This window comes from Actinoallomurus sp. NPDC052308 (genome assembly GCF_040679195.1).
In the GTDB taxonomy this organism is placed as follows: domain Bacteria; phylum Actinomycetota; class Actinomycetes; order Streptosporangiales; family Streptosporangiaceae; genus Actinoallomurus; species Actinoallomurus liliacearum.
The window spans coordinates 119,692-140,173 of sequence record NZ_JBFAUM010000005.1 but is presented as its reverse complement, the minus strand read 5'-3'; the positions used below and the strand labels follow the sequence as shown (position 1 = coordinate 140,173).

Sequence of the window (20,482 nt, the reverse complement as noted above, 5' to 3'; positions counted from 1 at the left end):
GGCATGCTGTTCCCGGTGCGGGAACGGATGTCGGGGAGGACACCATGAGGATGCGGATCCGCACCGTACGGGCGCGGTTCACCGCCCTGTACGGCGTCGTCTTCTTCCTGTCCGGAGCGGTGCTGTTGGCGATCGCCGGGGGCGTGGCCCTGAGCCCGACGCGGGTCTCCACGGTGGCGCCCGGTCCGGAGCCGGCTCCTCCCGGAAGCGCGCTGACCCAGGCCCAGGCGCAGATCGCCTGGCTGCAGCGGCAACTGACCGAGCAGCAGGCGGCCCACACCCGGCAACTGCTGGCGGGGGCGGCCGTCGCGCTGGCCGTCATGGCGGTCGTGTCGATCGTGCTGGGGCGTGTCATCGCAGGTCACGTGCTGCGCCCGCTGCGGACCATCACCGCGGCGACCCGGCGGATCACCGCCGACAACCTGCACGAGCGGCTGGCCGTCCCCGGCCCCGCCGACGAGGTCAAGGATCTCGCCGACACCATCGACGAGCTGCTGGAACGCCTGGAGGACTCCTTCGCGGCCCAGCGGCGGTTCGTCGCGGACGCGTCCCACGAGCTGCGCACCCCGCTGACGACGATGCGGGCCGCGCTCGACGTGGCGATGGCCAAGCCGGAGCCCGCGCCGCCGCGGACCGTCGTCCTCGCCGACCGGCTGCGGACCGAACTCGACGAGATCGACCGGCTCCTGGAGGGACTCCTCGCGCTCGCCCGGGCGCAGCACGGCGAACTCCCCGACCGTACGACGGTGTCGCTCGCCGGTCTGGTGTCCGAATCGGTGGCCGCCCGGGCCCCCGACATCGCCGCCAGGGGCCTGACCGTCCACGAGGCCCTCGGCGGCGACCTGCCCGTACGGGGCAGCAGGGCGCTGCTGGGCCGCATGGTCGAGAACATCATCGACAACGCGATCCGCCACAACCACGATCGAGGCTGGATCCGCGTCGCCACCGCGGACGACGGCGGAACGGGGCACCTGGTCGTCGAGACCGGCGGTGAGATCCTCGACCCGCGGCAGGTCGCGGGGCTGGCCCGGCCGTTCCGCCGGCTCGGCGCCGACCGGACGGGTACGGGCGACGGCACCGGGCTCGGCCTGTCGATCGTCGCGGCCGTCGCGACCGCGCACGGTGGCGCGTTGGACCTGCGCGCCCGCCCGGACGGCGGCCTGCGCGTCGCCGTCTCGCTGCCGCTCGCCATCGCGGTCCCGGCATGAGGGTCCTGGTGGTCGAGGACGCCCGGTCCCTCGCCGAGGTCCTGGTCGAGGGGCTGCGCGACCAGGGCATGGCCGTGGACGCCGCCCACGACGGGCTGGAGGCCGCCGCCAAGCTCGACCGCAACGCCTACGACGTCGTCGTCCTCGACCGTGACCTGCCCGGCATCCACGGCGACACGATCTGCCAGATGATCACCGAGGACGACGACCGTCCCATGGTCCTGATGCTGACCGCGGCCGGGGCGCCCGGCGACCGCGTCAGCGGGCTGAGCCTGGGGGCCGACGACTACCTCGCCAAGCCGTTCCACTTTCCCGAACTCGTCCTGCGGGTCCGGGCCCTCGCGCGCCGCCGGCCCGCCGCGCGGGCCCGTACGCTGCGCGCCGCGGGGATCGAGCTGGACCCGATGCGGCGCACCGTCACCCGAGACGGCCGCCACCTCGACCTGTCCGTCAAGGAGTTCGGGGTCCTCGAGGCGCTCCTGCGCGCGGCGCCCGCGTTCCTCAGCGCCGAGGACCTGCTCGAACAGGTGTGGGACGAGCACGCCGACCCGTTCACCAACACGGTCACGGTGACCATCGGCCGGCTGCGCCGGAAGCTGGGCGGCCCGCCCGCCATCGCCACCACCCCGGGCGTGGGCTACCGCGTCGTCGGGGCGGCCCCGGACGCCCGGTCCGGCTGAGCGGAACCGCCAACGCGATCGAAGGTCCCGGCTGGCTGAACGGCGCCGCGGCCTGCCGGAGGCAGGACACCGACGCGTCGTACGCGTGCCGGATCCGCGGGTCGGCGTGGTCGCCGTGCAGGAAGAACTCGGCGTTGCGGTAGTAGTTCGACGCGCGCAGGAGGCGTCGCGGCACTGACCCGGTGACCACCGGCCAGCGCCGCCTCTCCCTCGGCGGAGCGCGAAGGGGCCGAGGAGACGCAGGTCACGTCCTGCGGCTGTCACAGCCTCGCCGCGGTAGGTGTCTCACGGGCGTAACAGCCGACAGCGACGCCCAGGGACCGCCCTGGAACGCCGCCAACGCAGGAAGAACGGAACGTCGCCATGAGCAAGGTCTGGTTCGTCACCGGTTCGTCGCGCGGCTTGGGCCGCAACTTCGTCGAGGCCGCCCTGTCCCGCGGTGACAAGGTGGCCGCGGCCGCCCGGAACACCGGAAGCCTCGATGAGCTGGTCGCCGCCTACGGCGACGCGGTGCTCCCGCTCGAGCTGGACGTGACCGACAGGGCCGCCGCCTTCGCGGGCGTGAAGCGGGCCATGGAGCACTTCGGCCGGCTCGACGTCATCGTCAACAACGCCGGCTACGCCCAGATCGGCGCGATCGAGGAGCTGACCGAGCAGGAGCTGCGCGACCAGTTGGAGACCAACCTGTTCGGTGCGGTGTGGGTCGTGCAGGCCGCGCTGCCCTACCTGCGCGAGCAGGGCTCGGGGCACATCATTCAGTTGTCTTCGGCCGCCGGCCTCATCGCGATGCCGCTCGGCGGCGCGTACCACGCCTCCAAGTGGGCGCTGGAGGGCCTGAACGAAGCCCTCGCCGGCGAGGTCGCCGACTTCGGCATCAAGGTGACCGTGATCGAGCCCGGCGGGTTCGCCACCCGGTCCGGCAAGAACCCCGACCCCCTCGCCAACGGTCACATGGCCGAGCTCAACCCGGCCTACGACGGTCTCCGCCGACGCCTCGCCGCGGTGGCGGGCAGGCAGCCCGCCGGCGACCCGGCCGCCGCGGCCCGGACGCTCCTCAAGATCGCCGACTCCGACGACCCGCCCCTGCGGGTGCTGTTCGGGCAGGGGTTCTACCCGATGATCCAGCGAGCCTACGCCGACCGGCTCAAGACGTGGGCCGACGGACAGGACCTTTCGGCCGAGGCGCACGGCGACCTCGACCACGAAGGTCGGTGACCCCGACCCCCGGGAAGGGCCCCGGCGCGCCGGGGCCCTCGACACGTGCGACCCGGGGTCATCGCGGGTGCACCCGGTCAGATGCGGGGGCCGAGGAAGCATCCGTCGGTCTCGGTCGGGCCGACCGTCACGGTGTTGACGGTGATTATCTTGCGCTCATGGGTGGTCATGGCCGGGCGTTCCGAGGGGCCCGGCCTTGGGTAGGCGAGCCAGGTGGTCAGCCGCGCGCGGGCGCCGGGCCGTGCGGCCGGCCGGCGGGCGCCGGGTAGTCCTTGAGGTCGATGTTGGTGGCGAACCTGTCGGTCATCCACAGCATCGACTTGAGCAGGAGGCTGCGCTTGAACATCTGGTTGCGCATCCTGATCCGGCCCTGGGTCGGCGGGGCGAGGAACGGCCCGGCGTTCCCCTTGCGCGAGATCTTGGCGTAGCCGCGGAACTCCTCCTCGTACCGGCGGAACCCCACCCGGTGGTCGCCGCCGGCCGCCGCCAGCTCCCCGGCCAGGACGTACGCGCCGACGATGGCCAGGCCGGTGCCGAAGCCGCCGAGGGTGTTGCCGTACGCGGCGTCGCCGAGCAGCACGACCCGTCCCTTGGCGTAGTGGTCGATCTCGACCCTGCTGATCGAGTCGAGGTAGAACTCCGGGGCGCCGGACGCCGCGGCGATGATCTCGGGCACCCTCCACCGCGCGCCCTCGTAGGCGCGGGCGAGGAGCCGTTTCTGCTGGTCGGTGTCCCAGCGGTCGTACTGCAACTGCTCGGAGGCGAAGACGAAGAACGCCCGCGCCTTGTTCCCCCACAGCGACACCATGCGGCCCGGCTCGTTGTACATCACGCTCTGCGCCGGGGCGCCCGGCGCGCTGGCGTCGGCGAGCGCGTAGTAGTGGCCGAGGAAGCGCACGTAGTCCTCCTCGGGGCCGAAGGCCAGGCGGCGGACGTTGGAGTGGATGCCGTCCGCGCCGACCACCAGGTCGAAGGTGCGGGGCGCGCCGCGCTCGAAGGTGACGTGGACGCCGGAGGCCGTCTCGGTCAGCGAGGTGATCGAGTCGCCGAAGACGTACTCGCACCGCGCCGCGGTCCGCTCGTACAGGAGGGCGGCCACGTCGCCGCGGCCGATCTCGATCTCACCGCCGGTGAACTCGCCGGGCATGACCGCCTGCGGCCGGCCGTCCGCGTCGATGAAGGTGGTGTCGTGCCCGCCGGTCTGGCGGCGGCGCACCTCGTCGAGGATGCCCATGCGCGCCAGGACCTTCATGTGGGTCTCGCCCTTGAAGTCGACGGCCTGTCCGCCGGGGCGCAGCGCGGGCGCCTTCTCGACGATCGTGACGGTGCAGCCGTAGCGCTCCAGCCAGTAGGCGAGGGCGGGGCCGGCGATGCTCGCGCCGGAGATGAGGACTGTCGTGTTCTTCATGTCCCCGACTCTCGCGGGGCCCGTTGACAGCCCGTCCGCTATCCGCTGACAGTCTCGTCCACGACTGTCAGCGCCTCCGCGCGGGACATCGCGGCGCCGCGCGCGAACGCCGCCGCGAACGCGTCCGCGCCGATGAGGTCGCGGGCGTGGGCGGCGGCCAGGTCGGCGTCCCGGTCGCGGGCGACGGTCGTTCCGCGCAGCGCGACGGCCGCGCCGAGCAGGACCGCGGCGTGTTCGCCCGCGCCGTCCCGTACGGAGAGGCCGGCCAGGCCGGTCACGGCGTCGGCGAGGTCGACGGCGATCGGAGACTCGCGCGCGGCCGCGGCGGCGCGCCGGTGCCAGGTCCGCGCCGCGTCCTCGTCGCCCTCGGCCTCGGCGAGCCGGCCCAGCGCGGTGTACGCCCACGGCTGGGTCGCCTCGATGCCGAAGCCGGCGCTCCCGGCCACGCGAAGGGCCTCGTCGAGGTGGCTGCGGGCCTCGGTGAGCTCGCCGCGGAACCGCGCGATCTCCGCCCGGCCGAGGTGCACCGCCGCGGGCGCGTCCGCCCGGCCGGCCCGGCGGGACAGCTCCTCCGCGCGATCGAGGTCGGTGATGGCGGCGGGCAGGTCGCCCTCCCGGGTGAGCCCCTCGGCGCGGTGGACGAGCACGTCGACGACCTCCTCGTCGGCGCCCAGCTCGTCGAACAGCGCGATCGCCTCCTGCCAGAGGTCGCGGGCGCGGGCCCACTCGCCGCGGCGGGCCGCGATCACGGCCAGCCAGTCCAGCGCCTGCGCGGTCCCCCACCGTTCGCCGAGCGAGCGGAAGCGGCCCAGCGCGTCCTCGAGCCCGCGTTCGCCCTCGGCCGGGTCGCCGCCGAGCACCGTGATCAGGGCGAGGCTGAACCCGCCCAGCGCCTGGTTCCAGGGGTCGCCGCCGAGCACGCGCTCGTTCGCGCCGGACGGTCCGGGCGGGCCGGCGGTCATCCCCCACATGATCGCGGTGAACGGATACCGCAGCGGCCGGTCCCAGGACCGGACGATCGACTCGGCCCGTTTCCAGTGCTCCGGGTCGATCCGCGGCACGGCCTGCACGACGCAGGCGACGTACTCCTCCTCGAATCCCTCGACCGGCGTCTCGAGAAGCTCGGCGGCCAGCTTGCGCGTCTCGCCCCGCCGTCCGCTCAGCCAGCCGTACGCCCCGAGGGCGGCGACCAGCCGGAGGGCCGTCTCCCGATCGTGGCGTACGGACCAGCGCAGGGCGGCCATCAGGTTCTCGTGGTCGGCGGAGAGCCGGGCCAGCCAGTCGAGCTGCTCGGCGCGGCGCAGGTGAGGGTCGGCCCGCTCGGCCAGGCCCAGGAAGTGACGGGCGTGGGCGGCCCGGGTCCGCTGCCGTTCGTCGGTCTCGGCCAGGCGCTCGGCGCAGAACAGGCCGATCGTCTCGAACATCCGGTAGCGGACGCCGTCCGGCTCGACGAACGACTTGTCCACCAGGTCGGCCAGGGTGTCCCCGGCGTCGTCGCCGCATACCGCCTCGACGGCGTCCGGTGACGCGCCGCCCGAGAAGACGGAGAAGCGCCGGGCCACCGCCCGCTCGTCCGGCGTGAGCAGGTCCCAGCTCCACTCGACCACGGCGCGCAGCGTCTGGTGCCGGGCCGCCGCGGTGCGGTCGCCGCGCGACAGCAGCCGGAACCGGTCGTCCTCGGTGAGGCGGCGGGCGATCTCGTCGACGGGGAACGTACGCAACCGGGCCGCCGCGAGCTCGACGGCGAGCGGCAGCCCGTCGAGCGCCGCGCAGATCCGCGCGACCGCCTCCGCGTTGTCCGGCCCGACCGCGAAGCCGGGCCGGACGGCCGCCGCCCGGTCGGCGAACAGCCGGACGGCCGGGTAGTCCGGCACGTCGGCGGGCGCGGCCTCGGCCGGCGGGACGTCCAGGGGCCCGAGCGGCACGAGCGTCTCACCGGTGATCCCGAGGGGCTCCCGGCTCGTCGCCAGGACCCTCAGGCGCGGGCACTCGCCCAGCGACCGGCGAGCCAGCGCGGCGGCGCCGGTGACGGCCTGCTCGCAGTTGTCGAGCACCAGCAGCAGCTCCCGGTCCCCGATCGCCGCGACCAGGCGCCCGACCGGGTCCGGTGCCTCCAGCGACTGCAGGCCCGTCTCGCGCAGGCCGAGCGCGCCGAGGACCGCGTGCGGCACCTGATCGTCGTCCTCCACCGGCGAAAGGTCCGCGAAGACGACCTCGGCCCCGTCGCGGGCCGTCGCCTCGATCGCCAGCCGGGTCTTGCCGGCGCCGCCGGGTCCGATGATGGTGATCAGCCGTGCGCCGCGCAGCGCGCCGAGCCGCGTGAGCTCGCGGTCGCGGCCGACGAAGCTCGTGAGCTGGGCCGTCGGCCGCCGGCGCGGCACCGGGTCCGGCTGCTGCGCGCGCAGGACGGCGAGCTGGATCGCCGACAGCTCCGGGGAGGGGTCGACGCCGAGCTGTTCGGCGAGCAGGTGCCGGGTCTCCTCGAAGACCGCCAGGGCCTCGGCGGGCCGCCCCGCCGCGTGCAGGGCGCGCATCAGCTGCCCGCGGAGCCGTTCCCGCAGGGGATGCTCGGCGACCAGCCGCCGCAGCTCGGCGACCGGTGCGCGGTCGGGCAGCGCGAGCTGGGCCTCGATGAGGTCCTCCGCCGTGGCGAGCCGCAACTCCTCCAGCCGGGCCCGGTCGGCGTCCGCGTGGGGCAGGTCGGCCAGGGCCGGGCCGCGCCACAGATCGAGCGCGCGGCGGAGGACCGCGGCGGCGTCCGCGAACGCGCCCGCGTTCAGGAGTCCGCGTCCGTCGCGGGCCAGCCGCTCGAAACGGTGCGCGTCCACGTCGTCGGGGTCGATCGTCAGCCGGTAGCCGGTCCCGTCGAACTCCAGCGTCCCCGGCGGCAGGTGACGCCGCAGCCGGGACACCTGCGCCTGGACCGCGTTGACGGCGCCGGCCGGGGGCTCGTCGCCGTACTGGCCGTCGACCAGCCGGTCCATGCCGACCACCCGGCCCGCGTGCAGGAGGAGCAGCACCAACAGCGCGCGCGGGCGGGGCCCGCCGACGGGGATCGCCGCACCGTCGGCGGACCGTACCTCCAAGGGACCCAGGATGCCGAACCGCATGCCGTCGATTGTCCCGGTCGGCCAGGAGTGCCGGGTACCCCGCGATCGTGAACGGCGTTCGCGGGGTGGCGCCCCTCAGGCCTCATGGTCCTCAATGGTCATGCCCTCGCATCACCGATGAATGGCCGAATCCCCCGACAAACTCACCAATCCGTCGATACCCGGTTAGCGGAGCGTTGTCGCGATTTACGCTGACGTCATGGGGAGGGGGCCGGTCGATGATCACGGGGATGTCTTTTTTGGCACCCGGAGAAACGGAGATGCCATGGCTTTACTTTTCTGCCGCCAGAAAACAGCACAGTAGGTCATAGTGGATACGCGAACCGTGGGGGTGGAAGAGGAATTCATCCTCGTCGACCCGAACAGTGGGAGGCCCCGTGCCGCCGCCGACGCCGTACTCCGGCGCGGGTCGCACGGCGGTGAGGGACTGCTGCAGCACGAGCTGCAGAGCGAACAGCTCGAGACGGGCACCCGCCCGTGCTCGTCCATGACCGAACTCGCCGACCAGATCCGCGACCAACGCCACGTCGCGGCCGCGGCCGCCCGTAATCAGGGGGTGGCGATCGCCGCGCTCGGAACCTCGCCGCTGCCGGTACGGCCGACGGTCACGCCCGAGGAGCGCTACGTGCGGATGGCCGGGGAGTACGCCCTCACCGCCGCCGAGCACCTGATCTGCGGGTGCCACGTCCACGTCGCGGTGGAGTCCGCCGATGAGGGCGTCGCCGTGCTCGACCGGATCCGTCCCTGGCTCCCGGCCCTGCTGGCGCTGAGCGCGAACTCCCCGTTCTGGCAGGGCACGGACAGCGGGTACGCCAGCTACCGCCGGCAGGTCATGGGGCGCTGGCCGTCGTCCGGCCCGACCGAGCTGTTCGGCACGGCGGCGCACTACCGGGCGGCCGTCGAGGAGATGCTGGACACCGGCGCGATCCTCGACGAGGGGATGGTCTACTTCGACGCCCGGCTGTCCCGCCGCTACCCGACGGTCGAGATCCGGGTCGCCGACGTCTGCCTCCTGATGGACGACACCCTGCTGGTGGCCGCCCTGGTCGGCGCGCTGGTGGAGACGGCCGCGCGGGCCTGGCAGGCCGGTGAGCCGGCGCCGCCGGTGCGCACGTCCCAGCTGAAACTCGCCACCTGGCGGGCGGCCCGGTCCGGTCTCCGGCACGACCTGGTGCACCCGCTCACCGGCCGTCCGGCACCGGCCGAGTCCGTCGTACGGGCGCTGGTCGAGCACACCGCGCCGGTCCTGGCGGAGACCGGTGACCTCATCACCGTCGAAGGTCTCCTGCTCGGCGTGCTCAAACGGGGCAACGGCGCCGAGCAGCAGTGGGACGTCCACCAGCGGACCGGCGACCTGTCCGAGGTGGTCGCCTACGCCGTCACCCGGACGTTGGAGTCCTGACAACGCTCGAGTCCTGAGAACGCCGGAGTCCTGAGAACGTCTCTCAACGGAGGTGATCACCGAGGAAGGCGAGCTGATCCGGCAGGTGCCGCAGCCAGAACGCGCCGTCGTGGCACCCGCCGCTCATCCCCCCTTCGGGGCGCAGCCGCTTCCGGAACCGGCGCACCATCGGCGCGAACGGGTCGCTGATGCCGCAGTCCACTCGCGTCGGCACTCCCGTCAGCCGGCCGAGCCCGGCGAACACGTCACCCCGCGCGAAGTCGGCGGCGTCGTCGAAGGCCCGGTGGTTCGTCCGGCGGGCGTTGTCGTAGGAGGGGAAGATCGCCGGTGAGGAGGCGACGGCGGCGGCCATACGGGGGGCGCCGACCGTCTCGGCCAGCAGGAGCGCGCCGTAGCCGCCCATCGACCAGCCGATCACCCCGAACCGGTCCGTCGAGGCGCCCTGACGGCCCAGCCGGGGCAGCAGTTCCTCGGTGATCATGCCGAGCGGGTCATCGCCGCTCTTCCTCCGGTGCCAGTACGTGTCGGGGCCGCCGTCCACCGTGACGAGCGCGAACGGCGCGACCGCGCGGGTGCGCACGACGTCGGTCAGGTACCGGTCGAGCCGGAGGCCGTTCGCGGCCGACGCCGCGGAGCCGCCGTTGCCGTGCAGGGCGACCACGACCGGCAGGCGCCACAGCGACCGGACGCCGGCGGGGAGCACGACGACGGCCGTGACGTCGGTCCCGCGCCGGCGGGAACGGAAGGTCTGCGGCTGGACGATGCCCGGTGTGCGCGGCGAGGCCGGCAGGGACCCGCAGCGCCCGATGGCCCGGTCGAAGGACACCTTCCCCGGCAGCACGTCCTCCTCGACGAGGATCGCGCCGACCCCTCCCGTGACGGCCACCGCGCCGAGCCCGGCGCCGCCGAACAGGAAGGCACGTCTGGACACCATGCGAACCGCCTCTCGCCGTCGCTTCAGCAGAAGAGACGTTCGCCGGCGGCCCGGGGTTCACCCGGAGGGCGGCCCCTCAGTCCCGGGGGCGCGGGGTGCCGTCGGGGTTGGTGTCCGGTGCGTGTTCGTCGGCCGGGCCCGCATCGCGGGTGCCGCCGGAGCCCGTGTCCGAGCCGCGGTCGCCGGTCAGGCCCGCCTCGCGGGAGGCCGTGCCGGGCCGGGTCTCGACGCCGGACAGCGGATCGCCCTGCCGGGTGCCCTCGGCCTCGGTGTCGTACCCCTCCCCCGCGCTCATCGTGCCGGGGACCACGCGCTCCTGCGGCTGACTCTCATGGCCGGAGTGCGCGCCCACGCCGCGGTCGGGCTCCGGCGGGCGGTCTTTGCCGGTGTCGCTCACGATCACTCGCCTCCTTCTGGGTCTTTACCTGCACCCCTTCGCCGCGCTGCGTGTACCCGCACGAACCAGGCGGAAACACCCAGTGACGATCTCGGACGGCGTCCGGCGACCTCAGGCGGCGCCCGCCGTCCGGGCGGCATGGGCGTGGGCGTGCACGTCACCGGCGTCGGGCACGGCGACGCGCACCGCGTGCTCCACCTCGGCGTTGATCCCGTCGGCGTCCAGGAGGCTGAGGCCGTCGTCGAGGCGGGTCTCGACCTCGACGGCGAGGGTTCGGCCCATCCAGCGCGCCCGGACCTCGGCCGCGCCGACACTCGGGACCCCGGCGGCGGCCGTCCGCGCGGCCTCCAGGTGGTCGGGGTCGACGCCGTCCATCAGGCGGTGCACGAGGTCGCGGGTGACCTCTACGCCGACGTGACAGATGAACAGCGTGACGGCCAGCCCGGCCACGGGGTCGCCCCAGCGGTACCCGGCGGCCACGAGCGCGAGGCCGATCAGCGCGCCCAGCGAGGAGATCGCGTCGAGCCAGGAGTGCTTGGCGTCGGCGATCATCGTCGCCGACCGGATCCGGCGGCCGACCCGCAGCTTGTACCGGGCGACGAGCTGGTTTCCGACGATGCCGAGCGCCGCGCCGACCATGCCCAGCCCGGCGTCGGTCGTCGCCGCGCCGCCGACCAGCTTGTGGTAGCTCTCGTACCCGGCGAACAGCGCGCTCGCCCAGATCACGAGCGCCACCCCCAGCCCGGCCAGGTCCTCCGCCCGCTCGTAGCCGTACGGGTAACGGGCCGTCGCGGGCCGCCGGGAGATCCAGAAGCCGAGGAAGACCACCGCCGACGTCGACACGTCGGACAGGTTGTGCAGGCCGTCGCCGAGCAGCGCGACCGAGCCGGTGACCAGAGCCAGGACGATCTCGATGAGGGCGGTCACCGACAGACCGGCCGCCGACACGGCCATGGCCCGATTGGCCGCTCTACGAACATGGGACACGGCGTTGACGGACACAGGACCCCGACCGGGCCGATCGACGCCGACCTCGCCAAGAGCGTCGCGGAGACCATGCAGGCGCTGGCCACCCCCAGCCGGCTGCGCATCCTCAGCCGCCTCCGGGAGGGCCCATGCTCCGTCGGCGAGCTCGCCGACTCCATCGACATGGAGCGCTCCGCCGTCTCCCACCAGCTCCGCTACCTGCGCCACCTCGGCCTGGTCGCCGGCGACCGCCACGGCCGCAGCATCGTCTACCAGCTCTACGACAACCACGTCGCCACGCTGCTGGACGAGGCGATCAGCCACATCGAGCACCGGCGCCTCGGCGTCCCCGACCTCCCCCGGCGCGGCGCCGCCACCGCCTGACGGGGCCGCCGCGCCGGAGAAGGTCAGAGCCGGACGGGGACGTTGCTCCGGAAAACTGCGGCAGGGGCAACCGGACGCCGCCTCGTTCCCGCGCTCGGCCTGGCTGGCCGCCGCCCGCCGCGCGCTGAACGCCGCGCCGAACGAGGCGTTCGGCCCCGGCGACCCGCGCGGCCGTACGGAACTGCGCCACGCGCTGGCGGAGTACCTGACGCGCGCCCGCGGCGTCCGTACGACGCCGGTGCGGCGTCCGGCGGCCTCGGCCCGGCCGGATCAGGCGGCCGCCGACAGCCGGGCGGCCAGGAGGGCCCGTCCTTCGACGATCAGCCGGTCCACCTCCGCGGCGTCGTACCACTCGCCGTACGGGTGGCCGGCGACGGCCAGCTCGTGGAGGTGGATGAGCGAGCCGACCTTCCGGGATAGCCGGTGACAGGCCCACTTCACCGACGTCTCCGCGTTCGCCTGCTCCAGCGCGGCCGGGGCGTCGGCGATCTCCTCGACGATGAAGTCGCGGTTCGGCGCGAGCCCGGGATCGGTCAGGATGCGCCCGACCGGCACGACGGCCGCCGCCTCGTCCCCCGCGAGGCGGCAGATCCGCGCCTCCAGCGCGTCCATCGTGACGACCGGCGACCAGACGTTGTAGTTCGGCGACGCGCCCGGCACCGGCACGGCGGAGGTCACCGACCGCAGGATCTCGAGCGACTCGGCCTCCCGCTCCAGCGCCCAGAGATACCTCGTCAGGTCGGCCTGGTCGTACAGATCCTTCATCCGGGTATGCGACCACCGCCGCGTCAGGGACGTCTTGACCTTGGCGACGTAGCGGTTGGTCTCACCGGCGGGAGAGGCCGCGGGCGGCGGCGTCACGGGCGTAGCGCTCCTGGGCATGCCCCGCATTCTGGCCCGCCCCGCCGACACATGGCGGAAAAGAGCTTCTCCTCCGGGGTGCCGCGGTCGTACGCTGCCGCCATGAGACGACGACATTGATCTTCAACTGAGTCGAGACTCACGCGCAGGCTGTACGCCTACGCGTTCCTTGAGGACTTCGTCCTGCTGTACCCGGTCTACGCCGTGCTGTTCGCAAAGGCCGGGATGTCCGCCGCCGCGATCTCGTCGCTGTTCGTCATCTGGTCGGTGACCTCCTTCGCGCTGGAGGTCCCCACGGGGGTATGGGCGGACCTCTTCTCCCGCAGGTCGCTGCTCACGATCGCGCCGCTCCTCACCGGCACGGGCTTCGCGCTGTGGACGTTCGTCCCGTCGTACCTCGCGTTCGCGCTCGGCTTCGTGCTCTGGGGCGCGGGCGGCGCACTGCGCTCGGGCGCCCTGCAGGCCCTGGTGTACGAGGAGCTGACACGGTCCGGCGCGTCGGACGCCTATCCACGCGTCATCGGCCGGACCCACGCCATGGGCATGCTGGCGGTGTCGGCCGCGACCGGTCTGGCCGGACCGGTCCTGGCCGTCGGCGGATACCCCGCCGTGGGCGTCGCGAGCGTGGCCGCTTGCCTGCTCTGCGCGGCGGCCGCCCGCACGCTGCCCGACTCGCGGGGCCGCGCCGAGCGAGGTCCGGCGTACCGGCGGGTGGTGCGGGACGGCCTCGCCGAGGTCCGCCGCGCGCCGTCGGTCCGCCGGTCGCTGCTCATCGTCTCGGTGCTGATGGGCGTCGCCGGCGCCCTCGACGAGTACGTTCCCCTCCTCGCCCGGTCGACCGGCGCTCCCGCATCCGTCGCGCCGCTGCTCGTCCTGCTGGTCACGACCGGGATGACGGCGGGCGGCTGGCTCGCCGGGCGCGGCACGCGATGGACCGCCCCGGTCCTCGCCCTCGCCGCCGGATGCCTCGCCCTCGGCGCGGCGAGCGGCCGGACGGCGGGGATGGCGCCCGTCGCCCTCGCCTTCTGCGCCTTCGAGTGGGCGATGAGCAACGCCGACGCGCGGCTGCAGGACCAGATCGGCGACGAGTCCCGGGCGACCGTCACCTCGCTGGCCGGCTTCGGATCGGAGGTCGTCGCGGTGCTGACCTACTCCGCCTACGCTCTCGGCTCCGCCTGGGCGGGCCCCGGCCCGCTCTTCGCCCTCGCCGCCGTCCCTTTGCTGCTCGTCGCGGTGGTGCCCGCCGCGAACCGACCGGAACCCGAACAGGTCGCGGAACGATGACGATCCACTCGCTGCGACCAACGGCCTTGCGCGCGGTACGGCACTGATGCAAGGTCGGTAACGCACTCCGGCGGATCGGAGGCCGGGGCGGCGGGAGGGGGAGTACGGGGTGGGAGGCGAGTATCGCGCCGGAGATGTCATCGACGGCCGATTCGTCCTCAAGGAACAGCTCGCCTCGGGCGGCATGGGCAGGGTCTGGCGTGCCCACCATCGACACCTGGAGATCGACGTCGCGCTGAAGCAGCTCATTCTGCCCGCGACCGACGCCGCCGAGATCCCCGAGGAGCTGTCGGCGCGCGCCCGCCGGGAGGGCCGTACGCTCGCCCGGCTGCCCCCGCATCCGGGCATCGTGTCCGTACGCGACCTGATCACCGTGGACGGCCTCCCCTGGCTGGTGATGGACCTCATCGAGGGAAGCTCGCTCAAAGAGACCGTCCACTGGGACGGCCCGCTCACCGAGGAGCGCACCGCCGCGCTCGCCGAACAACTGCTGACGGCCCTCAGGTTCGTGCACGACCACGGCGTACTGCACCGGGATCTCAAGCCGGGCAACATCCTGATCGACTCGGCCGGCGACGCGACGCTGGTCGACTTCGGCATCGCCGTGCACGCGGACGACACGACCCTCACCCAGAGCGGCGCGCTGATCGGAACCCCCGGCTACCTCGATCCGGAACGCCTGCGCGGGCAGCCCCCGACCGAGGCGTCGGACCTGTTCTGCCTGGCCGCCACCCTCTATTTCGCGCTCAAGGGACGCGCGCCGTTCCGCCGCGACAATCCGGGGGCGACGGTCCACGCCGCGCTCTATGAACGCCCGCTGTTCGAACCGGCTTCGGGGACGCTGGCCGAGCTCATCGAAGACCTCCTGGCGCCCGCGGCGGCCGACCGCCCCTCGGCGGAGGAGGCCCTGGACCGCCTCCACGCCATGCGAACGACGGTCCCGGCCCAGGACCCCGCGACCAAGGTCGAATCCGGCGAGGCAACGGACGTCGGGCCATCCCAGCAGGCCTCGGCCGGCGTATCGGCCGCCTCGTCGGAGCTTCCCGCCGATACCCGCGAGGACCGCGTGCCGGTGACGGGGAACGCCGGATCGGCGGACGTCCCTGAGCCACGGCGGTGGTGGCCTTCCCTGGTCCGCTCGGCGCTGGGTCTGCTGGCGTTCCTCCTGCCGTTGTCCCTGGGAATGGGTGCCGCCCATCCCGCTGCGGACGGGTCCTACCTCACCGGAGCATTCCTGCTCCCCCTGGGCATCGCGGCCATCGTGGCCATCGCCGGAATGAGGGTCACCCGCTGCGCGGGAGTGGTCGCGCTCCCGCTGTTCACCGAGGCGATCGTGCTCGTGGTCGGCCTTCCGGTCGGATTGCTCTTGGGAGCGCTCGCCGGAGACTTCTTCGCGGGAGCCGTCCTCGGCGGCGCGGCCTTCGGCGCGCTCGGCGTCAACATCGGAGGAAGCGTTCTCAAGGAGGACCTCGAGTCGTGGGGCATCGCCACGGGCTCGACTCTCTTCATCGTCGCCGTGTGGATCGCGGTGGCCGAGACGGCCGGGTACCTGACCCAGCACTGGGCCGTCCACAGCACCGTCGGCTTCCTCAACACCTGGGCCGGCGGACTCGTCCACCTCCTCGGCTGACACCTCCGTAACGCCTTACCGGCTCCCCGGCACCCAGGGTCAGCCGATCGAACGATCAGGTGAGTCGAGCCAGAACCGCTGGTCTCCGCCGGCCGTGACAGTGATACCGAGACGTTCGAGGCCGGGACGTCCGGCGCGCAGCCAACCCAGGTAGGCGGCTTCTGCCTCATCCCACAGCCGCCGTGGACCGTACTGCTCGACCTCGAACCGTGCCGCACCCGGTCTGTAGTCGACGGCCGCCCACGATTCGGCGCGGGGGCCGCTCTCCAGCAACCAGTGAACGATGAGACCGTCCGGATCGGGAGCCCAGCTCAGGGCATCCACGTTCCGCAGGTGCGCGGACAGCCACACCCCGACGGCCCCTCCGTTGACGGCGGCGATCGTGTGGGGGTCCAGCCGGGTCGTGGAGATCTCACCGTCGAGGTCGCTTTCCCAAGGCCACTCGGTCCGGACGACACGCTGCGCGCGCATGCGCATGTACCAACCTTCTTCGACGAACCGGCCGATGGCGATGCCGTCGTCGAGGACGTCCAGGCGGGTGATGAGGCCGGTCCCGAACTCGGCGGCGAGGGGAAGCACGATGACGCCGCCTGGCCGGGTCTGTTCGATCCATGCGCGGGGAACCGCCCGGACCCCGCAGGTGACGTGGACTCGATCGAACGGGGCGCCGTCCGACCACCCTGCCGCACCGTCGCCGACGACCATGCGGGGGGACAATCCGACCCGGTCCAGGGTTGCGGCGGCGGTCGCGGCCAGGGCGGGGTCGACTTCGATCGATGTCACATTGGCCTCGCCGAGGCGTGCGGCGAGCAGGCCCGCCGTCCACCCCGTTCCCGTTCCGACCTCTAGCACCCGGTGATGGGCGCGAAGGTCGAGAGCACTCAGGCAGGCGAAGACCATGCTGGGCGCCGAACAGGAGCAGGTGTGCTCCGTCGCACGCTGAGCGGTCTCCGCGGTCAGTGGCGTGTCACCGTAATCGATCTGCGTGACGATGGGGCTGTCATCCGCCACCGCTGCAGCCCAGGCCTCGGGATCGGCCCGCTTGTCGATCCATCGATCAGGGCTCGCCAACGCGGCGCCGGGGATGAAGAAGCGACGAGGCGCACGCTTCAATGCGGCCCGCCACTCTGCATCGGGAGCGAAAGGGGCCAGCGCCTCGACATCGTCCACACCGTGTGGAGAACCGATACTCGATCGAGGAGCACCCCGGCGGTCTGACCCGCATGCGTCATGCCCGTCGGCTCGCATGCCCTGACGGTAACCCCGGGCGGTGCTCATCGACCCGGTCTTTCGTCGGCCGGAACCGGCTCCGCGGCGAAGACCGCGCGGATCGTCTTGCCGTCGGGCCTCGGCAGAACACTCAAGTCGCAGAGTTCCTCGGCGATCCACAGCCCGAAGCGTCCGCCGCTGCCAGGACGCCCCCAGGCCGGTAGGTTCTGGCAGCCGTCAGCGACCTCGATGACGAGCGCGTTCTCGTACGTGACGGTCAGTGTGACCGGCGGCGAGGCGTGGACCAGCGCATTCGTGACGAGTTCGGAGACCACGAGCGTCGCCTCGGCTGGCCCGACAGCAGATCTTGTCCAGGAACAACCCACCGAAGCTGCACATCATCCTGGACCAGGGGATCCTCGAGCGCCCTATCGGACATCCCAAAACAATGCGCGGGCAACTCCTCCGGCTGGTCGAAGCCTCTGACGCACCACACGTCGGCGTACAGATCCTCCCCAAAGATGTAGGAGCAACATCCGGTCTGGAAGGCCCCTTCTCAATCCTTTCGCTACCAGAACCGATCCCGGACGTCGGCTACACAGAGGGCGTCGGTGGAGCCGTTTACTTGGAGAGCGTCGAAGATGTCCGTCGCTGTACTCTCAGATTCGGCATGCTGATCGATCAGGCCCTGTCCCCGAGTAAGTCCGTGGACCTGCTCGCTTCTGCAGCCGCCCAGTTCGGCTGATCGTGGAGGGAGACGCGGATGCGCGCCGCATCGCTCAACCGCACCGAATGGCGAACGAGCAGTTACTCCGGAGGAGGGGGTACGGGCGGCGGAAACTGCGTCGAGGTATGCACGACCTCACCTGCCGATGAGTCGAGCGAATGACCGCTTCCGGATTTCCGTGGCCGTCGCTGCGTGAGGTGTGCGGGCCCGGCCGGATCGGGTGATCCTGGGCCGGGCCGCGATTCGCCTGCCGGTCAGTTGGCCATTCCGGCGAACTGGCCGGGCTGGTAGGAGCCGCCGGGGTTGCGCACGATCACGTTGAGCCGGTTGTTCGCGTTGATCATGGCGATCAGCGAGACCAGGGCGGCGATCTGGTCGTCGTCGTAGTGCTCGCGCACCTTGGCCCAGGTCTCATCCGACACGCCAGGGTGGGCGTCGGCGATCCGGGTGCCCTCCTCGGTGAGCGCCAGCGCCGCGCGCTCGGCCTCGGTGAACACCGTCGACTCGCGCCAGGCGGCGACCAGGTTCAGCCGGGTCGAGTCCTCTCCGGCGGCAGCGGCGTCCTTGGTGTGGTAATCGACGCAGAAGCCGCAGCCGTTGATCTGGCTGGCGCGCAGCATCACCAGGTTCTGGGTGGCCTCGGGCAGCGTCGACTGGACGATCGCCAAGGAGACGTTGTAGATCCGCTTGGCGATCTTGGCGCCGAGCTCATTGGTCATCAGGTCGAAACGGGGTTCCATGACGTGGTCCTCACTCTCGGGGGTGGGCACCGCGCGGATGGTTCGCGCGGCGTCGTACGAAGCGGCCATGCCGGCTCTTCTGATCAGCCGAGGCGGCCGGGCTGGTAGTCGCCGCCGCGCTGGCCGACGATGACGCCCATGCGGTTGGTGGCGTTGATGAGGGCGATCAGCATCACCAGATCCGCGAGCTGGTCCTCGTCGTGGTGCTCGACGGCGTTCGCCCAGGCCTCGTCGGTGACGCCGCCGGCCGCGTCGGCGATGCGGGTCCCCTGCTCGGTCAGTTCCAGGGCGGCGCGCTCGGCCTCGGTGAACACCGTGGACTCGCGCCAGGCCGCGACCAGATTGACGCGGGTCGCGTCTTCTCCGGCGTGCGCGGCGTTCTTGCTCCACACGTCGGTGGCGTAACCGTCGCCGTTGATCTGGCTGGCGCGCAGCAGCACCAGCTTCTGGGTCGCGGCGGGCAGCGTCGACTCCTGGAGGATCGTCTTGCTCGCCGAGCCGAAGTGCCCGGCGGCCTTGGCCGCGGTCGCGGTCGGGTTTCCGAAGAGATTCAAACGAGCGGTCATCGTGCACTCCTTGCTGTTGCATCCGGTCGAACAGGAGATGCCGGCGGCCCGACCTCTGTGACGGTGACGTGCGTCACACAGTCGGCCTACCGGACGGGTCAAGGACGTGGCCGTCGGGTTACGCGCCGACGGATGCGACCTGCGGGCCGAACCAGTCGGTGAGCGCGTCGGACAGGCCGGCGGAATCGGCCGACCCGTTGTCGGGAGACGCCCAGGCGACGTAGCCGTCAGGGCGATCTGGAGGCCGTTGGGGTGAGGGCGTTCTCAATCGAACGATGCACAACACCACAGGTCAATGCTCTGGTGCGAAGGGGTACGGCCGCGCGCCGGGTTGTGGGTTGCGGAGACCGGCGTCGGCCGGACCGTCCCGGTAGTCGCACATGAGCGGCAGAGGCAAGACGAAACCGAGAGACACCGAACGTCGGCTGCCCGCCGACAACTACCAGGAGACGATCATGACTCTTCTTGGCCAGACTCTCCCGGGATACACCCACGAGAGCGTCCTCAAAGGCATCGAAGACGGCGCGGACTGGGCCGACCCGACCATGGACCCGACCACGATCGACTGGGCGGAGCGCCGGGCCCGCGCCGCGATCTCGTTCGACGTGGAAGACGGGCGACCCGTCGCCCCGGTTAAGACCGGCATTCGTTACGGCCGGAACGAGCTCGGGCACTGGGGGGAGGCGTTGGCCGCCGACGCGGTGGTGTTCGTGTTCCTCAAGGACGGTCGCCGCTTCCGCAAGGGCGGCCGCCGCTTCCTCAGGGACGTCCGCCGCTTCGTCAAGAGCGGTCGCCGCTTCCTCAAGGACGTCCGCCGCTTCCTCAGGGACGTCCGCCGCTTCCTCATGGGCGGCCGCCGCCTGATCCTCATGGTGGAACGCGCCGACGGCCACGGCTGGGCGGTGCCCGGCGGCTTCGTCGATCCCGGCGAGGTCGACCGCAAGGCCTACCGCGAGGCCGCGGCACGCGAACTGAACGAGGAGACGGGGCTGACGCTTCCCGGCGCCTCGTGGACCGAGATGAAGCCGCGCTACGTGCCCGACCCCCGCGCATCTGACGAGGCGTGGATGGTCACCGTGCCGTGCGTGGCGGACCTGGATGTCGACCAGCTTCCCTCGGTGAAGGGCCAGGACGACGCCAAGCACGCCGTCTGGGTGCCCGCCGACAGCTACGACGAGCTCGTCGAGTACCTCGACCGCGTCCACAGCGGCAAGGTGTTCGCCGCGCACGTCGACATGCTGCGCTCGCTTCTGTAAGGGCGAACGCCCACTCGATCGGCCCTCCGCACCGCAATGGTGCGGAGGGCCGATTCTGTTCGGCGGAGGTGCGGATTCGGGCTGTGAGCCCGTCGGCGCCTCGGCGAGGTCCTCCCGCTCCGGCCCGCCGCCCCCGAGCGTGCCCAACCGCCGGGTAGCGAGAGCGTCCGCGTATGTGGCCGGGCCACGGCGAGCTCAGTGAGCTCGCCGTGGCCCGGTTCGCTTTCTCCCTGATGCACGGCCGCGAGGACTCCTGTTCAAGGGCCCGTGGTGCTCAGCCTGTCGGCTGAGCCGGATCGGCCGCCTCGCCGGCCGATCCGGCCTGCCCGTCGCAGAACACCTCGGTGACGAGCCTCTGCGTCGCCTGCTGGAACGCCGTCGCCAGGGACAGCGCTGCGTCGTCCACGTAGTTCAGCGCGGCGGTCAGGGTCTTGCTGCCGTCGGGGGTGCTGTACATCAGCGCCGCGTGGCCCGCGGCACCGCCGTTGTGGGTGATGACGGTGTC

The 20,482-nt window shown here is 72.4% G+C and carries 22 protein-coding genes; 10 read left to right on the top strand and 12 right to left on the bottom strand.

What is annotated here, in order from left to right:
- The first annotated feature begins 44 nt into the window (after positions 1-44).
- The 3 genes from AB0L00_RS17770 (at position 45) to AB0L00_RS17760 (ending at position 3,103) form a co-directional block, all read left to right on the top strand.
- The gene (locus tag AB0L00_RS17770) at positions 45-1,208 is read left to right on the top strand and encodes a HAMP domain-containing sensor histidine kinase (protein ID WP_364434874.1); all 1,164 of its coding nucleotides are present in this window, start codon (positions 45-47) and stop codon (positions 1,206-1,208) included.
- On the top strand, positions 1,205-1,888 hold the full coding sequence (locus tag AB0L00_RS17765) for a response regulator transcription factor (RefSeq protein WP_364434871.1): 684 nt from the start codon (positions 1,205-1,207) through the stop codon (positions 1,886-1,888). Before AB0L00_RS17770 ends, AB0L00_RS17765 begins: the two co-directional genes overlap by 4 nt.
- Before the next feature lie 363 nt (positions 1,889-2,251).
- Positions 2,252-3,103 (top strand): SDR family NAD(P)-dependent oxidoreductase, encoded by an 852-nt coding sequence (locus tag AB0L00_RS17760; RefSeq protein WP_364434869.1) that lies wholly within the window; start codon positions 2,252-2,254, stop codon positions 3,101-3,103.
- 217 nt (positions 3,104-3,320) lie between these two features.
- On the opposite strand, the gene AB0L00_RS17755 is transcribed toward AB0L00_RS17760, so the two are convergent.
- Positions 3,321-4,511 (bottom strand): FAD-dependent monooxygenase, encoded by a 1,191-nt coding sequence (locus tag AB0L00_RS17755; RefSeq protein WP_364434867.1) that lies wholly within the window; start codon positions 4,509-4,511, stop codon positions 3,321-3,323.
- A gap of 38 nt (positions 4,512-4,549) precedes the next feature.
- Complete coding sequence (locus tag AB0L00_RS17750) at positions 4,550-7,621, bottom strand: BTAD domain-containing putative transcriptional regulator (RefSeq protein WP_364434865.1); 3,072 nt, start codon at positions 7,619-7,621, stop codon at positions 4,550-4,552.
- 310 nt (positions 7,622-7,931) lie between these two features.
- Between AB0L00_RS17750 and AB0L00_RS17745 the strand changes: the two genes are divergently transcribed.
- Positions 7,932-9,023 carry a glutamate--cysteine ligase gene (locus tag AB0L00_RS17745; protein WP_364434863.1) on the top strand — a complete coding sequence of 364 codons (1,092 nt, stop codon included), beginning with the start codon at positions 7,932-7,934 and terminating at the stop codon, positions 9,021-9,023.
- Positions 9,024-9,066: 43 nt separating this feature from the next.
- Here the strand turns inward: AB0L00_RS17745 and AB0L00_RS17740 are convergent, their stop codons facing one another.
- The 3 genes from AB0L00_RS17740 to AB0L00_RS17730 form a co-directional block, all read right to left on the bottom strand.
- On the bottom strand, positions 9,067-9,957 hold the full coding sequence (locus AB0L00_RS17740) for an alpha/beta hydrolase-fold protein (RefSeq protein ID WP_364434860.1): 891 nt from the start codon (positions 9,955-9,957) through the stop codon (positions 9,067-9,069).
- A 76-nt stretch (positions 9,958-10,033) separates the two neighbouring features.
- Complete coding sequence (locus AB0L00_RS17735) at positions 10,034-10,354, bottom strand: hypothetical protein (protein ID WP_364434857.1); 321 nt, start codon at positions 10,352-10,354, stop codon at positions 10,034-10,036.
- Positions 10,355-10,465: 111 nt separating this feature from the next.
- Positions 10,466-11,308: a cation diffusion facilitator family transporter gene (locus tag AB0L00_RS17730; RefSeq protein WP_364434854.1), complete on the bottom strand. Its 843-nt coding sequence runs from the start codon at positions 11,306-11,308 to the stop codon at positions 10,466-10,468.
- 24 nt (positions 11,309-11,332) lie between these two features.
- Between AB0L00_RS17730 and AB0L00_RS17725 the strand changes: the two genes are divergently transcribed.
- Positions 11,333-11,704: a metalloregulator ArsR/SmtB family transcription factor gene (locus AB0L00_RS17725; protein WP_364434851.1), complete on the top strand. Its 372-nt coding sequence runs from the start codon at positions 11,333-11,335 to the stop codon at positions 11,702-11,704.
- Between the two features lie 270 nt (positions 11,705-11,974).
- Here the strand turns inward: AB0L00_RS17725 and AB0L00_RS17720 are convergent, their stop codons facing one another.
- Positions 11,975-12,586 carry a hypothetical protein gene (locus tag AB0L00_RS17720; RefSeq protein WP_364434848.1) on the bottom strand — a complete coding sequence of 204 codons (612 nt, stop codon included), beginning with the start codon at positions 12,584-12,586 and terminating at the stop codon, positions 11,975-11,977.
- Positions 12,587-12,715: 129 nt separating this feature from the next.
- Here AB0L00_RS17720 and AB0L00_RS17715 point away from each other — a divergent pair, with 129 nt between their 5' ends.
- Positions 12,716-13,849, top strand: coding sequence for an MFS transporter (locus tag AB0L00_RS17715; RefSeq protein ID WP_364435421.1), 1,134 nt, complete (start codon positions 12,716-12,718; stop codon positions 13,847-13,849).
- A gap of 109 nt (positions 13,850-13,958) precedes the next feature.
- Positions 13,959-15,479 carry a serine/threonine-protein kinase gene (locus AB0L00_RS17710; protein ID WP_364434845.1) on the top strand — a complete coding sequence of 507 codons (1,521 nt, stop codon included), beginning with the start codon at positions 13,959-13,961 and terminating at the stop codon, positions 15,477-15,479.
- A gap of 39 nt (positions 15,480-15,518) precedes the next feature.
- Here AB0L00_RS17710 and AB0L00_RS17705 read toward each other — a convergent pair whose 3' ends face one another.
- Positions 15,519-16,727 (bottom strand): methyltransferase domain-containing protein, encoded by a 1,209-nt coding sequence (locus AB0L00_RS17705; protein WP_364434842.1) that lies wholly within the window; start codon positions 16,725-16,727, stop codon positions 15,519-15,521.
- Positions 16,728-16,753: 26 nt separating this feature from the next.
- Positions 16,754-17,023, bottom strand: a complete 270-nt coding sequence (locus tag AB0L00_RS17700) for an ATP-binding protein (protein WP_364434839.1) — start codon at positions 17,021-17,023, stop codon at positions 16,754-16,756.
- A 32-nt stretch (positions 17,024-17,055) separates the two neighbouring features.
- Between AB0L00_RS17700 and AB0L00_RS17695 the strand changes: the two genes are divergently transcribed.
- Together AB0L00_RS17695 and AB0L00_RS17690 are read left to right on the top strand one after the other, a co-directional pair.
- Positions 17,056-17,433 carry a DUF5753 domain-containing protein gene (locus tag AB0L00_RS17695; protein WP_364434836.1) on the top strand — a complete coding sequence of 126 codons (378 nt, stop codon included), beginning with the start codon at positions 17,056-17,058 and terminating at the stop codon, positions 17,431-17,433.
- Between the two features lie 18 nt (positions 17,434-17,451).
- On the top strand, positions 17,452-17,577 hold the full coding sequence (locus AB0L00_RS17690; RefSeq protein WP_364434833.1) for a DUF397 domain-containing protein: 126 nt from the start codon (positions 17,452-17,454) through the stop codon (positions 17,575-17,577).
- Positions 17,578-17,669: 92 nt separating this feature from the next.
- Here AB0L00_RS17690 and AB0L00_RS17685 read toward each other — a convergent pair whose 3' ends face one another.
- From AB0L00_RS17685 to AB0L00_RS17675, 3 genes are all read right to left on the bottom strand, one after another.
- On the bottom strand, positions 17,670-18,134 hold the full coding sequence (locus AB0L00_RS17685) for a carboxymuconolactone decarboxylase family protein (protein ID WP_364435418.1): 465 nt from the start codon (positions 18,132-18,134) through the stop codon (positions 17,670-17,672).
- A 104-nt stretch (positions 18,135-18,238) separates the two neighbouring features.
- The gene (locus AB0L00_RS17680) at positions 18,239-18,721 is read right to left on the bottom strand and encodes a carboxymuconolactone decarboxylase family protein (RefSeq protein WP_364434830.1); all 483 of its coding nucleotides are present in this window, start codon (positions 18,719-18,721) and stop codon (positions 18,239-18,241) included.
- Between the two features lie 118 nt (positions 18,722-18,839).
- Positions 18,840-19,007: a hypothetical protein gene (locus tag AB0L00_RS17675; RefSeq protein WP_364435415.1), complete on the bottom strand. Its 168-nt coding sequence runs from the start codon at positions 19,005-19,007 to the stop codon at positions 18,840-18,842.
- Positions 19,008-19,176: 169 nt separating this feature from the next.
- Here AB0L00_RS17675 and AB0L00_RS17670 point away from each other — a divergent pair, with 169 nt between their 5' ends.
- Entirely contained in the window at positions 19,177-19,977 is an 801-nt protein-coding gene (locus AB0L00_RS17670; RefSeq protein ID WP_364434827.1) for an NUDIX domain-containing protein, read from the top strand.
- Between the two features lie 274 nt (positions 19,978-20,251).
- Here the strand turns inward: AB0L00_RS17670 and AB0L00_RS17665 are convergent, their stop codons facing one another.
- The gene (locus AB0L00_RS17665; protein WP_364434824.1) at positions 20,252-20,434 is read right to left on the bottom strand and encodes a hypothetical protein; all 183 of its coding nucleotides are present in this window, start codon (positions 20,432-20,434) and stop codon (positions 20,252-20,254) included.
- Positions 20,435-20,482: the final 48 nt, after the last annotated feature.

What these genes read in the sequence shown, in the direction of transcription:
- AB0L00_RS17770 (WP_364434874.1), top strand. Translation starts at nt 45, where the DNA reads ATGAGGATGCGGATCCGCACCGTACGGGCGCGGTTCACCGCCCTGTAC.
- AB0L00_RS17765 (WP_364434871.1), top strand. Translation starts at nt 1,205, where the DNA reads ATGAGGGTCCTGGTGGTCGAGGACGCCCGGTCCCTCGCCGAGGTCCTG.
- AB0L00_RS17760 (WP_364434869.1), top strand. Translation starts at nt 2,252, where the DNA reads ATGAGCAAGGTCTGGTTCGTCACCGGTTCGTCGCGCGGCTTGGGCCGC.
- AB0L00_RS17755 (WP_364434867.1), bottom strand. Translation starts at nt 4,511, where the DNA reads ATGAAGAACACGACAGTCCTCATCTCCGGCGCGAGCATCGCCGGCCCC.
- AB0L00_RS17750 (WP_364434865.1), bottom strand. Translation starts at nt 7,621, where the DNA reads ATGCGGTTCGGCATCCTGGGTCCCTTGGAGGTACGGTCCGCCGACGGT.
- AB0L00_RS17740 (WP_364434860.1), bottom strand. Translation starts at nt 9,957, where the DNA reads ATGGTGTCCAGACGTGCCTTCCTGTTCGGCGGCGCCGGGCTCGGCGCG.
- AB0L00_RS17730 (WP_364434854.1), bottom strand. Translation starts at nt 11,308, where the DNA reads ATGGCCGTGTCGGCGGCCGGTCTGTCGGTGACCGCCCTCATCGAGATC.
- AB0L00_RS17725 (WP_364434851.1), top strand. Translation starts at nt 11,333, where the DNA reads ATGGGACACGGCGTTGACGGACACAGGACCCCGACCGGGCCGATCGAC.
- AB0L00_RS17720 (WP_364434848.1), bottom strand. Translation starts at nt 12,586, where the DNA reads ATGCCCAGGAGCGCTACGCCCGTGACGCCGCCGCCCGCGGCCTCTCCC.
- AB0L00_RS17705 (WP_364434842.1), bottom strand. Translation starts at nt 16,727, where the DNA reads ATGCGAGCCGACGGGCATGACGCATGCGGGTCAGACCGCCGGGGTGCT.
- AB0L00_RS17690 (WP_364434833.1), top strand. Translation starts at nt 17,452, where the DNA reads ATGCGCGCCGCATCGCTCAACCGCACCGAATGGCGAACGAGCAGTTAC.
- AB0L00_RS17685 (WP_364435418.1), bottom strand. Translation starts at nt 18,134, where the DNA reads ATGACCAATGAGCTCGGCGCCAAGATCGCCAAGCGGATCTACAACGTC.
- AB0L00_RS17680 (WP_364434830.1), bottom strand. Translation starts at nt 18,721, where the DNA reads ATGACCGCTCGTTTGAATCTCTTCGGAAACCCGACCGCGACCGCGGCC.
- AB0L00_RS17670 (WP_364434827.1), top strand. Translation starts at nt 19,177, where the DNA reads ATGACTCTTCTTGGCCAGACTCTCCCGGGATACACCCACGAGAGCGTC.
- AB0L00_RS17665 (WP_364434824.1), bottom strand. Translation starts at nt 20,434, where the DNA reads ATGTACAGCACCCCCGACGGCAGCAAGACCCTGACCGCCGCGCTGAAC.